Source organism: Microbacterium indicum DSM 19969 (assembly GCF_000422385.1).
Lineage (GTDB): Bacteria > Actinomycetota > Actinomycetes > Actinomycetales > Microbacteriaceae > Microbacterium > Microbacterium indicum.
The window spans coordinates 1-15,718 of sequence record NZ_AULR01000022.1; the positions used below are offsets into that span (position 1 = coordinate 1).

At 68.1% G+C, this 15,718-nt stretch carries 13 protein-coding genes; 8 read left to right on the forward strand and 5 right to left on the reverse strand.

Going from position 1 to position 15,718, the window contains the following annotated elements; translation table 11 throughout:
• The 4 genes from H576_RS17020 to H576_RS15715 all read right to left on the reverse strand — a co-directional run.
• Window positions 1-250 (reverse strand): transposase (locus H576_RS17020; protein WP_029151142.1); only part of this gene is annotated, 250 nt, incomplete at its 3' end.
• Window positions 251-289: 39 nt separating this feature from the next.
• Window positions 290-514 (reverse strand): TetR/AcrR family transcriptional regulator, encoded by a 225-nt coding sequence (locus H576_RS16460; protein ID WP_084502719.1) that lies wholly within the window; start codon window positions 512-514, stop codon window positions 290-292.
• A 320-nt stretch (window positions 515-834) separates the two neighbouring features.
• Window positions 835-1,482 carry an IMPACT family protein gene (locus H576_RS0112080; protein WP_029151143.1) on the reverse strand — a complete coding sequence of 216 codons (648 nt, stop codon included), beginning with the start codon at window positions 1,480-1,482 and terminating at the stop codon, window positions 835-837.
• A gap of 70 nt (window positions 1,483-1,552) precedes the next feature.
• Window positions 1,553-4,150 (reverse strand): immune inhibitor A domain-containing protein, encoded by a 2,598-nt coding sequence (locus H576_RS15715; RefSeq protein ID WP_084502720.1) that lies wholly within the window; start codon window positions 4,148-4,150, stop codon window positions 1,553-1,555.
• A gap of 152 nt (window positions 4,151-4,302) precedes the next feature.
• Here H576_RS15715 and H576_RS0112090 point away from each other — a divergent pair, with 152 nt between their 5' ends.
• The 6 genes from H576_RS0112090 (at window position 4,303) to dapA (ending at window position 11,983) form a co-directional block, all read left to right on the forward strand.
• Entirely contained in the window at window positions 4,303-6,798 is a 2,496-nt protein-coding gene (locus tag H576_RS0112090) for a DEAD/DEAH box helicase (protein ID WP_029151144.1), read from the forward strand.
• Between the two features lie 127 nt (window positions 6,799-6,925).
• On the forward strand, window positions 6,926-7,732 hold the full coding sequence (locus H576_RS0112095) for a DeoR/GlpR family DNA-binding transcription regulator (protein WP_051172726.1): 807 nt from the start codon (window positions 6,926-6,928) through the stop codon (window positions 7,730-7,732).
• A 310-nt stretch (window positions 7,733-8,042) separates the two neighbouring features.
• On the forward strand, window positions 8,043-9,281 hold the full coding sequence (locus H576_RS15720) for a sialidase family protein (RefSeq protein ID WP_051172727.1): 1,239 nt from the start codon (window positions 8,043-8,045) through the stop codon (window positions 9,279-9,281).
• Window positions 9,278-10,624 (forward strand): SLC13 family permease, encoded by a 1,347-nt coding sequence (locus H576_RS0112105; RefSeq protein WP_029151146.1) that lies wholly within the window; start codon window positions 9,278-9,280, stop codon window positions 10,622-10,624. The genes H576_RS15720 and H576_RS0112105 overlap by 4 nt, the downstream gene beginning before the upstream one ends.
• Before the next feature lie 39 nt (window positions 10,625-10,663).
• Window positions 10,664-11,029, forward strand: a complete 366-nt coding sequence (locus H576_RS0112110) for a 2-dehydro-3-deoxy-phosphogluconate aldolase (RefSeq protein ID WP_029151147.1) — start codon at window positions 10,664-10,666, stop codon at window positions 11,027-11,029.
• 57 nt (window positions 11,030-11,086) lie between these two features.
• Window positions 11,087-11,983 (forward strand): 4-hydroxy-tetrahydrodipicolinate synthase, encoded by an 897-nt coding sequence (gene dapA, locus H576_RS0112115; protein WP_029151148.1) that lies wholly within the window; start codon window positions 11,087-11,089, stop codon window positions 11,981-11,983.
• A gap of 58 nt (window positions 11,984-12,041) precedes the next feature.
• On the opposite strand, the gene H576_RS0112120 is transcribed toward dapA, so the two are convergent.
• Entirely contained in the window at window positions 12,042-13,031 is a 990-nt protein-coding gene (locus H576_RS0112120; RefSeq protein ID WP_029151149.1) for an aldo/keto reductase, read from the reverse strand.
• A 39-nt stretch (window positions 13,032-13,070) separates the two neighbouring features.
• Between H576_RS0112120 and pdxA the strand changes: the two genes are divergently transcribed.
• Window positions 13,071-15,413 carry a 4-hydroxythreonine-4-phosphate dehydrogenase PdxA gene (pdxA, locus tag H576_RS0112125; RefSeq protein WP_245559183.1) on the forward strand — a complete coding sequence of 781 codons (2,343 nt, stop codon included), beginning with the start codon at window positions 13,071-13,073 and terminating at the stop codon, window positions 15,411-15,413.
• Between the two features lie 46 nt (window positions 15,414-15,459).
• Window positions 15,460-15,718, forward strand: a 259-nt coding sequence (locus tag H576_RS0112130) for a transposase (protein WP_029151151.1), incomplete at its 3' end; no start/stop codon positions are given.

A 15,718-nucleotide genomic window follows, 5' to 3' on the forward strand; every position in this document is an offset into this window, starting at 1 on the left:
GGCGGAGGACCTCGTTCTCCTGCTCGAGCAGACGGTTCCGCTTCTTCAGCTCACGGATCTCCGCCGCCTCGGTCCGCGACTGGCCGGGCTTCGGACCTTCATCGATGTCAGCGCGACGTATCCACTTCTGCAGCGTCATTGGGTGAACACCGAAGTCTTTCGCGATCTGCTCGATCGTCACTCCGGGCTCACGGTTCCGCGCGACGCGCACAACGTCGTCACGGAACTCGGACGGGTAGGGCTTGGGCACAGCAACATCCTTCCAGGCCCACCCCGCGGGCAAGCCAAATCAGATGTCACCTATCCGTGCAGCAGTCCCCCTGTCGAGTGCAGCGACAAACAACGTCTCCTTCCCGCCGAACAGTTTGAGCACGTATGCACTCGAGATCCCGGCCTCGTTCGCAATATCAGCGATCGTCGTGCCCGCATAGCCTCCGCGCGAGAACGATGCGAGGGCGGCACTCACGATCGCAGAACGTCGGTCGGCTGCAGTGGAGAGCGATCTTCCTGACATGTGAGTGACTATACACTCACTGCTCCGAGCAAACGTCAGGGTCTCGAATCTTCCAAAGCTCAACCTTCAGCGCTCGTCGGTCAGGGCAGTGACCTTGGACCTCTAGGGCGTCTTGCTAAACCCATTGGAGGGTGGCTGCGAGGCTGAGCCCGGCGTGGAAGTTCCGGGCGGTTTTGTCTGATCGGGCCGCGATTCCGCGCCACTGCTTGAGCTTGTTGAAGCAGTGGCGAGGACTCGCTTCCCGCTACGACAAGACCGCCCGGTCATACGTGGCAGGGCTTTGCCTCTCCGCCGCCTTGCAATGGATTTAGCAACACGGCCTAGCGGGGGACGTCGACGACGCGGATCTCGCCCGCGACGGGCGCGAGGGATCCCGCGCTCCATGCGGCGACGTCGTCGGCGAGCGCGGGGAGCTCGTGCTCGGGGACCCACGCCTCGAGCGTCGCCGCCGCGCCGTACGCCGTCTCGCCGAGCGTCGCGCCGTGGCCGGCGACCCAGTCGCGCAGGAGGTTGTTGAGGCGGCCGGCGTCGGCGTGCGGGACCTCGATCGTCGCCCGCGTGAGGGCCAGGCGGTCGAGGATCTCGGCGGAGTCGAGCGCCTCGGCCACGACTCCGCCGTACGCGCGGACGAGGCCGCCGGCGCCGAGCTTGACGCCGCCGAAGTAGCGCGTCACGACCGCGACGACGTCGGTCATGCCGCGCCGCCGGAGCACCTCGAGCATCGGGACGCCCGCGGTTCCCGACGGCTCCCCGTCGTCGGAGGAGCGCGCTTGGTCGCCGAGCACGCCCGTCACCATCGCGACGCAGTTGTGCCGCGCGTCCCAGTGCGTCCGGCGCGTGCGGGCGATGACGGCGTCGGCCACGTCGACCGAGGCGACGGGCTCGAGGCGCGCGATGAAGCGGGAGCGCTTGATCTCGATCTCGTGGACGACGGGCGCCGCGATCGTCGAGGGGTACGCGGTGGCCATCCCCCGAGCGTACCGACGCGGAACGGCCGCGCCCCGGTGAGGGGACGCGGCCGTTCGGTGCGGGAGGTCGTCAGCTGACGAGCTTCCAGGGGCCCCAAGCGTCGCCCGGGGTCTGGCCGCGCGTCCACCACTGCGCCTGGTAGGTCCATCCGTCGTACGTGACGGTGTCGCCCGCCTCGTAGATGCGGCTCGCGGTCCAGTTCGCGGGCTGGCCGTCCTCCGAGGTGCCGAGCTCCTGCCACGGACCGTAGACGTCGCCCGGCTCCTGGCCCTGCGTGTACCAGCTCGCGACCCACTCGGATCCGCCGAAGGTCACGACGTCGCCCGCGGTGTAGACGCGCTCGGCGCTCCACTCCTCGGCCGGCGTCGGGGCGCCCGTGACGTGGATCGTCATGGTGCCCTTCTTGGCGTTCTCCTTCGTGACCTCGATCTTCGTGCCCGTGCCGGCGACGATCGTCGATCCCTGCGGGTTCGACGCGTCGTAGTAGGCGTAGGGGTCGGTGTCGTCGAACACCGAGATCGCGGGCTGCGAGGGGACGTTCAGCGTGAGCGATCCGCCGGCGGTCGTCTCGCTGTGCAGCGAGATCGCGTCGGTGGCCTGCGTGCCGAACGTGGCGTCGAACGACTGGATGCGGTTGCGCGCGACGGATCCGTCGGTCCAGGTGAGCGCCTTCGCGCGGGCGTCGACCGGGAGGGCCTGGCCGCCGCCGGGGTGCGCCGACGTGTTGTTGTCGTCGTACAGCCCGTTCGAATACCAGACCAGCAGGCCGTCCTGGTAGGGGAAGTGCTCCACGGTGTCGGGCTTCGACTGGGTCCAGCCGAAGTTGTAGGGGCCGGTCCGGAGCGTCTGGTCGTAGCCGCCGTAGACGCGGTTCTCGACGAGGTAGTACTGGTCGAAGGTCGACACGTAGCTGCCGTCCTCGACGAGCACGAAGCCGTCGCGGGTCCACTCGGGGGCGCCGTCCTCGACGTCGGTCGAGAGGGCGTCGCCCACCGCGATGTCGTCGACCTGCAGGCCGGGGTTCGCGACCGCCGTGTCGGTGACGTAGCGGAAGCGTACGAGGGCGTCGGATCCGGCGTACGCCGACAGGTCGGCGGTCAGCGGCTCCCAGCCGTCGGTCGCACCCGTGATCCCGTTCCCGAGGTTGGATCCGTTGGGGTCGTCGTCCGTCGAGTGGTCGTTCGCCACCGACGCCCAGGTCTGGCCGCCGTCGGTCGAGATCTCGAGGTAGGCGAAGTCCCAGCCCTCCTCGATGTCGTAGTCGACCTGGGCGGTCAGCTCGCCGCCCTCCGGGACGGTGAACTCGGGGCTCGTCACGGTCGTGTCGAGGCCGTTGCCGCTGCCCGAGAAGAACTGCTTCGCCCCCGACGCCGCGTCGCCGACGTCGATGTGCTGCTCGCCCTGCGGCAGGTTCACGAGCGCCGCCTGGGCCTTCTTCGTCGCGTGGAACGACGGGCCGAGGTCGATCGTCGCGTCCTCACCCGGCTCGACGGTCTCGTAGTCGAGCCAGCCGAGGAACATCTTCTCGGTCGCCCCCATGTGGTTCGGGGTCGTGCCTATGTCCTGCGTTCCGTCGCCGAGCCACGATCCAGCGCTCATGAGCGTCCAGAATGCGGTGCCGTTGTCGCCGCCGTCGGTGTCGTAGTAGTCGGGCAGGCCGAGGTCGTGGCCGAACTCGTGCGCGAAGACGCCGAGGCCGCCGTTCTCGGGCTCCGTCGTGTAGTCGCGGATCCAGATGTCGGTGTCGCCGATCCGCACGCCGCCGGCCTTGCCGTAGTCGGCGGGACCTTCGACGCCGGTGCCCGCCTGGCCGGCCGACCAGCGGTGCGACCAGATCGCCCACTCGGGAGCGCCGGCCTCCTCGCCGGTTCCGGCGTGCACGGCCTGGAAGTGGTCGATGTATCCGTCGGGCTCGTTCGTGATGCCGTCGCCGTCGAGGTCGTAGCGATCCCACTGGTCGTACTGCTGCAGCTCGGCGACGATCTCGTCCTGGGTCCGGCCCTGGGCGATCTGGTCGTCGTACCAGGCGTCGGCCGTGTCCTGGATGAAGCGGGTCATGTCGGCCTGCGACTCGGTCTGCCCGTAGGAGGCCTCGTTCTCGGGAAGCGACACCCAGTCGCTCACGCCGCCCTCGACGTCGAAGCGGCCCGACGACATCTCGTCGTAGACGCTCTTGAACGAGTCGTCCTCGCCGAAGAACATGTCCTCGTAGTGCTGCTTCGAGAAGTCGCTGAGCCAGTAGGTCGAGTTGTCGTCCTCCTCCGGCTCGGGGATCTCGTTGTGAGCCGGGCCCGCGGGGGTCTCGGGGAAGCGGTCGTCGATGTCGTCGCCGAAGTCGACGAGGATCGTGAACAGCTGCGAGGTCTCCTCGGCGCCGTACTCGACCCACTGGCCGGGCGACACCTCGACGACCTTGCTCTCGTTGGCGCCCGATCCGCGGGTCTGGACCTCCCGCTGGCCCGTCGCGACGAGATCCACCGCGTTCTGCTTCGCCTCCGCCCGCTTCTCTGCGAGCTCGTCGGGGCGGTTGTCGACCTGCGCGGGTGCCTCCGTGGCCTCCTGCGCCTCGGGCGCGGCGGCCGGGGCCGCGATCGCCGAGGTGGGAACGAACAACGCACCCGACAGCAGCAGCGCTGTGCCGAGCGCGCAAGCCGTGCGTGTCTTCACTTTTCCTCCGTAAGTGGGAACATGCGGCCACAGGGGGATGCTGTGCGTGGCCGCTTCGTCCACTTTCTACCATCATGTGTTTCACAGGTGTTACCGAACAGACATTCAGGGTCACGGGCTCCGCGGATCCGCGATGAGGCAGAGTTGAGGGGATGCCTTCCCTCCTCGAAGCCGCGCGAAAAGCGGGCGATGACGCCGACGCCCTGTACGACGCGTTCCTCGAATGGAGCCTCGGACGCGGGATCGAGCTGTACCCCGCGCAGGACGAGGCGGCGATGGAGCTCGCGGCCGGGAACAACGTGATCCTCGCGACGCCGACCGGCACGGGGAAGTCGCTCGTCGCGATCGCGGCGCACGCCATCGCTCTCGGGCGCGGGGGCCGCACCTATTACACGGCGCCCATCAAGGCGCTCGTGAGCGAGAAGTTCTTCGCGCTCGTCGAGACCTTCGGCGCCGAGAACGTCGGCATGGTGACGGGCGATTCATCGGTCAACGCCGACGCCCCGATCATCTGCTGCACCGCCGAGATCCTCGCGAACCTCGCACTGCGCCAGGGGCCGGACGCCGACGTGGACCAGGTCGTCATGGACGAGTTCCACTACTACGGCGACCGCGACCGCGGATGGGCGTGGCAGATCCCGCTCCTGTTCCTCGAGCGCGCGCAGTTCCTCCTCATGTCGGCGACGCTCGGCGACACGACGCGGATCGAGGAGGACCTCACGCGCCGCACGGGCCGCCCCACGACGCTCGTCGCGGGCGCCGAACGCCCTGTGCCGCTGCACTTCGCGTACGAGAAGCGGCCCGCCCACGACGTCATCGAGCAGCTGCTCGAGGAGGACGAGGTGCCCGTCTACGTCGTGCACTTCAGCCAGGCAGCCGCGATGGAGCGCGCGCAGGCGCTCGCGAGCATCAACGTGTCGAACCGGGCCCAGCGCGACGCGATCGCCGAGGCGATCGGCGGGTTCCGATTCACGACCAACTTCGGCAGGACCCTCTCGCGGCTCGTGCGCGCGGGGATCGGCGTGCACCACGCGGGCATGCTTCCGCGCTACCGGCGCCTCGTCGAGACGCTCGCGCAGCGCGGGCTGCTGCGGGTGATCTGCGGGACCGACACCCTCGGCGTCGGGATCAACGTCCCGATCCGCACGGTCCTTCTGACGGCGCTGTCCAAGTACGACGGATCCCGCATGCGCCGCCTCGGGGCGCGCGAGTTCCACCAGATCGCGGGGCGTGCGGGGCGCGCCGGGTTCGACCCGTACGGCAACGTCGTCGTCCTCGCCCCCGAACACGAGATCGAGAACGAGCAGGCGCGCAAGAAGGCGGGCGACGACCCGAAGAAGCTCAAGAAGATCCAGAAGAAGCAGGCGCCCAAGGGCTTCGTGAGCTGGAGCGAGCAGACCTTCGAGAACATCGTCGGCGCCGAGCCCGAGCAGCTCGCGCCGCAGATGCAGATGACGAGCGCCATGCTCATCAACGTCATCGCGCGCGGGGGAGACGCGTTCGAGGACGTCCGCGACCTCGTCTTCGACAACCACCAGCCGCGATCCGAGCAGTACGCGCTCGCCCGCCGCGCGCTCGCGCTCTTCCGCACGCTGCGCGACGCGGGGCTCGTCGAGGTCACCGGATCCCAGATCAGCCTCGTCGTCGACCTGCAGCCGAACTTCGCGCTCAACCAGCCGCTCTCGCCCTTCGCGCTCGCGGCGCTCGAGCTCCTGGACCCCGACGATGCGCCGGGCGGCGCCGGGACGGGCAGCTACGCGCTCGACGTCCTGAGCGTCATCGAGGCGACGCTCGACGACCCGCGCGCGATCCTCTCGCAGCAGGAGTTCAAGGCGCGTGGCGAGGCCGTAGGGGCCATGAAGAGCGACGGCATCGAGTACGACGAGCGCATGGAGCTGCTCGAGCAGATCACCTATCCGAAGCCTCTCGCCGAGCTGCTCGGTGAGGCGTACGAGACGTTCGCGTCATCGCAGCCATGGGTGCGCGACTTCGCGCTCGCGCCGAAGAGCGTCGTGCGCGACATGTTCGAGCGGGCGATGAGCTTCGCCGACTTCGTCGGGTGGTATCAGCTCGGGAGATCCGAGGGGCTCGTGCTGCGGTATCTCTCGGACGCGTACCGGGCGATCCGCCAGACCGTGCCGCCCGAGGCCGTGACGAGCGACCTCGAGGACATCGTCGAGTGGCTGGGCGAGATGGTGCGGCAGGTCGACTCGAGCCTCGTCGACGAGTGGGAGACGCTCGTCGCGGGCGTCGACGACGACGGGCTGCCCGTCGTGCCGCCGGCGCCGCCGTCGGTCGTGGCGAACCGCCGGGCGTTCACGGTGCTCGTGCGCAACGCGATGTTCCGCCGGGTGCAGCTCGCGGCGCTCGAGCGCGACGAGGAGCTCACGGAGCTCGACCCCGACGCCGGGTGGCCCGAGGCGCTCGACGCGTACTACGACGAGCACGACGAGATCCTCACCGACGCGGCGGCGCGCTCGCCGCAGCTGTGCGAGATCGAGGAGACGCGCACCAAGTGGCGGGTCGTGCAGACGATCGCCGACCCGGAGGGCGACCGCGACTGGCGGATCACGGCGACGGTCGACCTCGAGGCGTCGGCGGAGTCCGGCGAGGCCGAGCTCCACGTCACGCAGGTCTCCCGCCTCTAACTCTCCTTTTCTCCGTGTTTTCCCCACGCCTCGCGTGGGGAAAACACGGAGAAAAGGAGAGTTGCGGATGAGTCATCGAGTTCCTCCGTGCGCGGGGACGGAGCTCGGCGATTGGTAGCGTGGGGCGATGTCGCGCGGCTCGGCGCGGCGGCAGGAGGAGAGGGCCCGGATGAAGGCGTCAGAACGGCGTGAGGAGATCGTCCGGATGGCGCTGAGCAATGGGCTCGCCAGCGTCGAGGAGCTTTCCCGAGCTTTCGACGTCACAGCCTCGACGATCAGGCGAGATCTGTCGGCACTCGAGAAGTCGAATCGGCTCGCACGCACCTACGGCGGCGTGATCGCGGTCGGCTCCCATCAGCGCGAGATGAGCCTGCACGAGCGCTCGGTCGACGCGTACCGGGCGAAGGATGCGATCGGCCGAGCGGCGGCTGCCCAGGTATCGTCGGGCGACTCGATCCTCCTCGACGCGGGTACGACGACCGCCCGCGTCGCGGCTCATCTGCTCGCCACGACGCCGTTGACCGTTGTGACCAACGGGCTGACGCCGTTCCGCGAGCTCGATGGGGCGGACGGCGTGGAGCTCTCCCTGCTCGGGGGGCGTTATCGAGAGACCTCGCAGAGCTTCGTCGGCCCGATGGCCGAAGCCTCGCTGGAGCGCTGGTACTTCGATGCGGTCTTTCTTGGAGCCGACGCCGTCACCGCTGAGCGCGGCCTCTGTGAGGCGACGGCTACGCAGACGCGTCTGAAGGAGCTCATGGCGCGCACGAGCGCACGCGTGTACGTCGTCGCGCACGCGGCGAAGCTCGGCGTCTCGCCCTTCAGTGCCTGGGTCCAACTGGGCGTCCCGTGGACCCTCGTGACCGATGCCGATGCCTCCGACGATCAGCTTGACCCGTTCCGCCGGCGCGGGGTCGATGTCCTCGTCGCGGACTGAGCTCGCCCGGTCGGAACTCAGCGCACCTGTGTGCGCGTTCTGTGCGTTGCCGTGCCACGTCGGCGTGGTGAATCTGCGTGTGGCGCGTCGTTCGGCGCGCAGTTTCGCGTGAGCCTGCACATAGCGCGCGTATTTGTTGCGCACTTCGGGCAGGTCTGTCAGTATGAACTCGCCTCGCTACTCGCGCGACGAAGCAATCAGGACAGCGTCGATGTTCCGGCGGACCTGTGCGAGGCAGCAGGACACGTTCACTGAAGAACCGCGCCAGAAGCCCTGGCGCCCCACCGTCATCGATGACTGGAGGACCCGCATGAGTGAGTTCGATGGGCTGCTCCGTGCACGTCCCGACGGGGGCGTCGAAGCGCTGATGCCGACGCCGACGGCGCAATGCCACGCGGCGAATCTCGCGTTCCTCCCGGACGGAGACCTCGCCTGCGTGTGGTTCGGAGGAACGCAGGAAGGCGTGTCCGACATCTCCATCTACCTGTCGCGCCTTCCCTCCGGGGCCGATCAATGGGTCGAACCCCGGCAGCTGAGTTTCGACTCGCAGCGTTCGGAGCAGAATCCCATCCTCTTCACCGCGCCGAGCGGCGACCTCTGGTTGCTGTACACGGCCCAGGTCGCGGGCAACCAGGACACGTCCGAGGTCCGGAGGCGCATATCCCGAGACGGCGGCGAGACATGGAGCGAGCCGTCGGCGCTGCTGGGGCAGGACGCACCTGTCGGCGTCTTCGTACGGCAGATCCCCGTCGTATTGGATAGCGGGCGGATCCTCCTCCCGGTCTTCAACTGCCGAAGCGTGCCGGGCGAGAAGTGGGTCGGCAACGACGACACAGCCTCGGTGTGGTTCTCCGACGATGACGGGGACAACTGGACCGAGGTGCTCGTGCCCGAGTCGAGCGGGTGCGTGCACATGAACATCGTTCCGCGCGGGGACGGCACGCTCTGGGCGTGCTTCCGCTCGCGCTGGGCCGACCACGTCTACGAGACCGTGTCGGCTGACGGAGGCATGACCTGGGAGCCGTGCCTCGCCATCGACCTGCCGAACAACAACTCATCGGTGCAGGCCCGAGCACTCGGCGGCGGCCGAGTCGCGATGGTCATGAACTACGCCAGCAGAGACGACGCGACGAGTCGTCGCGTCTCGCTGTACGACGAGATCGACGATGACGGCGTCGCGGGTGACGGGAGCCCGCGAATCGCCGAGCCCTCCCTTGGCGGGGACGGCCCCAGCGCCTTCTGGGGCGCTCCTCGCGCTCCGATGACGCTCGCTCTCTCGTCGGACGAAGCTCGCACCTGGCCGATCGCCTACGACATCGAGAACGGCGACGGGTACTGCCTGTCGAACAACAGCCGCGAGAGCCTCAACCGCGAGCTGTCCTACCCCTCCGTGCTCCCCGACCCCGATGGGGGCCTGCACATCGCTTACACCTGGCACCGCAAGACGATCAAGCACGTGCATCTGGGCGCCGATGCCCTCGCGCGGATCGTGTCGGCGACGCCGACGTCCGCCGGTCCGGATCTCTCTGCAAAGGAGCAGCTGTCATGACTCTGCCCATGATCTTCGCACTCGCGATCACCGTTCTCATGATCGTCCTGATCATGATCGATCGCCTTCCGTTCGGCGTCCCCCCGCTGATCGCCTGCCTGTTGATGGTGGTGTTCAACGTCGTGCCGATCAACGTCGCGTTCAGCGGCTTCGCGAATGCGACCATCGTGATGCTCGCCTCGTTCATGGCGGTCATCGCGGCGCTGCAGAAGACGGACCTCGTCACGGGCTTCAAACAGATGATCTCGCGCCTCGCGACCAAGGGCGGGTTCAAGGCGTACGTCCTGATCATCGTGTTCGTCATGGTCGGGTGCAGCATCTTCGGGACGGGTTCCACGGCTTACTACGTCCTGGTCATCGGCCTGCTGTCGACGCTCGCCTACAACAAGAAGCTGCCCCCGTCGAAGGTCCTCATGCCGGCCGGCTTCGCGGCGAACCACCCGATGCTGCCGTTCAACGTCGCACTGCAGTACGGCATCGTCGTCGCTGTGCTCGAGGCGACGGGTGTCGACGAGCGCGTCGATCTCGTGCGGTTCTCCCTCGTCAACCTCATCCTCAGCCTCGGGTTCCTGGTCTGGTGCCTGATCGCGTATCGGATGCTTCCCGACCACCCGATCACGAACGACGAGTCTGATGCAGATGGCGGTGCGGCGGGAGGCGGAGCGTCTTCCGGCGGCGGCATCGCGGATGCGGCAGCCAGTGCGACGGCGACGGCGACGGCGATCGCGCCTGCCCTGACCCGCCGGAAGCAGATGGCGACCTACATCAGCTTCGCTCTCGCGGTCGGGGGCATGATCGCGTACAGCTACATCGGCGACGCAGGCTATGCGATCACGGGTCTCTCCGTCGTGATCCTTCTGCTTGCACGCGTTCTGAACTTCAGCGAGATCCGCGACGCGATCAGCCAGCCCATCATCATCATGTCGGCGGGCGTGATCGGCATCGCCGAGGCGCTCGGCGCGACTGGGCTCACCCAGCTCGTCGGCGAGAGCGTCGCCGGATTCCTCGGCGGAAACGTGAGCCCCTTCCTTCTCGTCTTCGCGTTCTGCATCCTGACGAGCGTCCTCGCGACCCTCACGGGGTCGACGATCGGCACGGTCTACGTCTTCGCACCTCTCGCGATCGCGACGTGCGTGGGGCTGGGACTCGACCCGACGGCCGCGGCGATCGCCATCGTGATCTCCGGGTGGAACGGACACTTCCTCCCGATCGATGGCCTCCCTGCGATGGTCATGGGGGTGGGGAAGTACTCGCTCGTGCAGTTCTGGAAGTTCACGATCCCCATGTACTTCATCCGTCTGCTGGCGCTCTCCGCCGGCGCGATCGTCCTCTTCCCGATGTGACCGGCGAGAGCCGCACCCCCGTCCCGAACGGAGACCCTTATGAAGAACACCTTCGAGCTCGCCCACGTGGGCATCAACAACTCGAACGCGGAACAGGCGCGTGAGCTCCGTGACCTGCTGTGCCTGATGTTCAACCTCGATCCGCGTCAGGGGAAGAAATCGGAGTTCGCCGGCACGTTCTTCGAGTGCGTTCGCTCGCAGTACCTCGGAACGCATGGTCACATCGGAATGTCGACCCCCGATCTCTCGGCAGCCGTCGAGGAGCTTGCCGAGAAGGGGTTCGGCTTCAACCAGGAGACGGCCGCGCACTTCGAGGACGGACGTCTGCAGAACATCTACCTCGACGGCGAGTTCGGCGGGTTCGCGATCCATGTGATGCAGCAGCAGCCGCCCGCAACCCACTGATGACAAATCGCCCCGCCGCGTTCGGCCGGGCGCCAAAGCGAAGAAGGAGCGTCCTCTGTGACCACCTCGATCAATGGCAGCATCCATGCACTCGTCACGCCGTTTCACGATGACGAGTCGCTCAATCTCGACCAGATGCGCGCACACGCCGATCGCGCGGTGCGCGCGGGCGCCCACGGCGTCTTCTGCCTCGGCACGAACGGTGAGTTCTTCCAGCAGACGGCGGACGAGCGCATCGCGGTGCTCGAGGCCGTCGTCGAATCCGCGGCGGGTCGCGTGCCCGTCTACGGCGGCGCGGGCGCTGTGGGAACAGCGGAGACGGTGCGCATCGCGCAGCGGATGGAGGCGGCCGGTGCCGACGTGCTCTCCGTGATCGCGCCGTACTTCGCCGCGGCATCGCAGGAGGAGCTGTATAGGCATTTCGCAACCGTCGCGGACTCCGTGCACGTGCCGGTGCTCATCTACAACATCCCCGCCCGGACGGGGAACAACATCGCGCCGGCGACCGTCGCTCGGCTGGCGCAAGTCGACAACATCGCCGGAGTCAAGGACTCCTCGGGCAACTTCGACGCGATCCTGCAGTACATCGAGCTCACGGATCCCGAGACCTTCGCGGTGCTCGCAGGAACGGACTCGCTGATCCTGCCGACGCTGCAGGCCGGGGGCGCGGGCGGCATTACCGCAGTTGCGAACGTCTATCCGCGCACGATGGTCGAGATCTACGAGCGGTGGGCGGCCGGGGACCTGGAAGGCGCACGAGCATCGCAGGCCTCGATTCGGGCGCTGCGGAACCTCTTCACATTGGGCAACCCGAACACGATCGTCAAGGCGGCCACGAACGCCGCCGGCGAGAAGGTCGGCCCCTGCCGCGCGCCCTTCAACCTGTTGAGCGACGACGCGCTCGCGAAGATCGCCGAGACCGTGCGGGCAGATCAGGCCGCTGGCCTGAGCTGAGGCGTCGACGAGAGGGTCCCGCCCCGAGCACGCTCGGTGCGGGACCCTCTCGTCGACGTCAGCGGTTGTACGCCGGCATGCTTCCCTTCAGCGGGGACGAGACGGCGTCGCAGGCCTCGGCGAGGTCTACGGGCAACGGTCCCTTCGCGAGCGCGTCGATGTTCGCGCGGAGCTGTGAGATGCGGTTCGCTCCGATCAGCACGGCGGCGACACCGGGGCGGCCGACGAGCCAACGCATCGCGAGCTCGTACATCGGCAAGCCTGCCTCGTCAGCGAGGCGCGCGAGGGCGCCGGCCGCGGCGAGCAGCTCGTCGGTCCAATAGCGCTTCTTGTACATCTCGGCCAGCGCAGATGCCTCGAATCGGGCCGGGGCTTCCCCGTCGCGCGGAGGCCTGGCGATCAGGCCCCCGGCGAGGGGGTTGTAGCACATGGTGGCGATCCCGTACCGGGCCGCGAACTCGATCCACTCGTCCTCGACGCGCCTGGCGACGAGGTTGTAGACGTTCTGGCCGACGGAGGGGCGGGGGATGCCGAGCTCGTCGGCGAGCTGGGCCACCTCGAGCGCTTGCCACGCCGCGAAGTTGGACACTCCGTACGCGCCGATCTTTCCCTCTGCGCGCAGCTCCGCGACGGTCGCCAAGGTGTCCTGGATCGGGGCGAGCCGGTCGGGCTGGTGCAGATAGAACAGGTCGATGCGATCGACGTCGAGCCTGCGCAGCGATCCTTCGACGCTTGCGCGAAGGCCCGCGGGGGAGAGCGGCGAGTGCGAACCGGCGTCTTCATGGGGCATCCCCGCCTTCGTCGCGAGCACGATCCGGTCACGGTGCCGTCGAACCCACGGTGCTATGAGGGACTCGGTCGTGCCTCGGGCATAGCCATTCGCGCAGTCGATGCCGGTGATCCCAGCGTCGATGGCAGCCTCGAACAGTTGCTCGGACGTCACGGCATCCGTGGTGTCGCCCATGTTCATCGTGCCGAGCACCGCGGCTGTGAGGGGAACGGCTGTACCGGGAACCTCGATCGTCGTCGAGGGCGCGTCGTCGCTCATGAAGAACCTCCTTGTTGACTTTCATGATCCTCTCCCAAAGTGCGCGTTTCGCGCAAGATAGGGCGCAAAACGCGCGATCATTGTGTTAGCCTCGACGCGCAGAAGATCCGTTCGCCCACCGGAGAAACCGTGCCCACCAACGCACCCAGGCCGCAGGTCGTCATCGCAGACGACCTGTCAGGCGCGGCCGAGGCCGCTGCCGTCATCGGCGCGGGCACGCGGGTCCTTCTCGGCGGCGCCGGGGTTCCCGAATTCGCGAGCGCCGCGGTCGTGATCGATCTGGACACGCGCGCCCAGCCCGGTGAGGTGATCCGTGCGCGGCATCGCGACGTCCTCGGCCGGATCGCGCTTCGGGCGCCCGTCGTGAAGAAAGTCGATTCGCTTCTTCGCGGAGATCTCGCCGCAGAAATCGCGGCGCTCGTCGAGAGTGGTCGCTTCGTCGTGCTCGCTCCGGCGCTTCCCGCACTGGATCGCACCACGATCGAAGGCGTCGTCCGCGAGCACGGTGTGCCGATCGACCGCACCGATCTCTGGGCGGCCGAGGGGCGAAGCGCGCCCGGAAGCGTCGCCGATGCGATCCCCGGACTGCGCGTTACGCGCATATCACTCGACGCGGTGCGGAGTGAGGTGCTCAGTGCCGAGCTCGCGAGCGCGAGGCGGGGCCCTGCGCGAGTCGTGATCTGCGACGCAGAGTCTGACGAGGACCTCGAGCGTATCGCCGCCGCCGCGCTCGGCGGCGACGTCGAAGCGGTTGCCCTTGCAGGGTCGAGCGCGCTCGTGAGGGCCGTATGGGCTGTGACGCAGCCGTGCGGCGTCGAAGCGCACACCCCGTCACGGGCGCGCCTCGCAACTTCGACGAGCTGCCTCACGATCGTCGGAACCGCCTCCGCTCAGGCGCGTGAGCAGGCCGCGGTCCTGGCCGATGAGACGGGCACGCGCCTCGTCGAACTCGGCGTGGACGAGCTCGTCGACGCCGACGAGGGGACCCTCGAGGCGCGGGCACGTGATCTCTCGGACGAACTGCGCGACGGCGATCTCGTCGTCGTCGTAGAGCCGCTGCGCTCGGGGAGCGGCGTCGATGGTCGCGCGCTCACGGAAGGGCTCGCGCGGCTTGTGCGGCGCACGCTCGCGAGCGAGCGGGCCGAGCCCTCGATGGATCTGATCCTCACAGGAGGCGAGACCGCGAGAGCTGTCCTGAATGCGATCGGTGTGCGCGAACTGCGCGTCATCGGCGCGGAGCAGGCAGGCGCGGTTGTCAGCTCCGCACCGGATGGGCGGCTCGTCGGTACCCGCCCGGGAAGTTTCGGAGGGGCCGACTCGCTGCTGCGTCTGCGGCGCGCTCTCCACCACGCACGATCCGAATCAGAAGGAGACACCATGACATCACCGTCCCAGGCCCTGCCCGTCGTCGCCGTCACCATGGGTGATGGCGCCGGAGTCGGGCCCGAGGTCACCGCCGCAGCAGTGCTCGACGAGAGGATCCTGTCGCAGTGCATCCCCGTCGTCATCGGCGACGCAGCGCGCCTCCGGCTCGCCGCGGAGATCCTCGGGCTCTCGCCGGAGATCCGTGTGATCACCGACGTGGCGGAAGCGACCAACGAGCCGGGCCAGATCTCGGTGATCGACCTCCGGCTGCTGCCAGCGGACCTGCCATGGGGCGAACTCTCGGCGGTTGCGGGAGACGCGGCGTACCAGTACATCAAGGTCGCGGCCGACCTGGCGATCGCCGGGAAGGTGCAGGCGATCTGCACTGCGCCCCTTAATAAGGAGGCGCTGCACATGGGCGGACACAGGTTCCCCGGCCACACCGAGATGCTCGCGCATCTGACGGGGACGGAGGAAGTGTCGATGATGCTGTCGTCCCCTCAGCTCCGTGTGATCCACGTGACGACCCACATCGGGCTCATCGACGCCATCGCGAAGATCGAGCCCGGGCTCGTGGAGCGCACCGTTCGGCGAGGCTGGGAGGCGCTTCGCCGTGCAGGCATCGCGGAACCGAAGATCGGCGTGTGCGCGATCAACCCGCATGCGGGCGAGGGCGGCCTCTTCGGATACGGCGAGGAGGAGGCCAAGATCATCCCCGCGCTCGAGGTGCTGCGCGCGGACGGGATCGACGCCGACGGGCCGTTGCCCGCTGACACTGCTTTCTACCTGGGCGGACGAGGCGACTACGACCTCATCGTCGCGATGTATCACGACCAGGGGCACGGCCCCGTGAAGGTCCTCGGCATCGAGGCCGGTGTGAACATCACGGTGGGTCTGCCGGTCATCCGCACCTCGGTCGACCACGGCACAGCGTTCGACATCGCGGGCACGGGGGTCGTCAAGACCGCGAGCATGGTCGAGGCGATGCGCCAGGCGGTCGAGCTGGCCAGCGCCTAGGGCGTGTCTGACAAATAGATCGGCAGCGCGCTGAGAGTCTGAGTTCGTGACGCGGTTTCAGATGCTTTCGGATGCCCAGTGGTCGTTGATCGAGGAGATGCTGCCCCGCCCGACCGGGCGGAAGGGGCGGCCGTTCGCAGATGCTCGGTTGATGGTCGAGGGCATCGTCTACCGGTATCGGTGCGGGATCGCGTGGCGGGATCTGCCGGAGGTGTTCGGGCCGTGGCAGACGGTGTGGACCTGGCATCACCGCATGGCCGTCGGGGGCACCTGGGACAAGGTGCTCGCCAAGCTCACCGCCGCCG

Coding starts and splice junctions, on each gene's coding strand:
- H576_RS16460 (WP_084502719.1), bottom strand. CDS start 514: ATGTCAGGAAGATCGCTCTCCACTGCAGCCGACCGACGTTCTGCGATC.
- H576_RS0112080 (WP_029151143.1), bottom strand. CDS start 1,482: ATGGCCACCGCGTACCCCTCGACGATCGCGGCGCCCGTCGTCCACGAG.
- H576_RS0112090 (WP_029151144.1), top strand. CDS start 4,303: ATGCCTTCCCTCCTCGAAGCCGCGCGAAAAGCGGGCGATGACGCCGAC.
- H576_RS0112095 (WP_051172726.1), top strand. CDS start 6,926: ATGTCGCGCGGCTCGGCGCGGCGGCAGGAGGAGAGGGCCCGGATGAAG.
- H576_RS15720 (WP_051172727.1), top strand. CDS start 8,043: ATGAGTGAGTTCGATGGGCTGCTCCGTGCACGTCCCGACGGGGGCGTC.
- H576_RS0112105 (WP_029151146.1), top strand. CDS start 9,278: ATGACTCTGCCCATGATCTTCGCACTCGCGATCACCGTTCTCATGATC.
- H576_RS0112110 (WP_029151147.1), top strand. CDS start 10,664: ATGAAGAACACCTTCGAGCTCGCCCACGTGGGCATCAACAACTCGAAC.
- H576_RS0112120 (WP_029151149.1), bottom strand. CDS start 13,031: ATGAGCGACGACGCGCCCTCGACGACGATCGAGGTTCCCGGTACAGCC.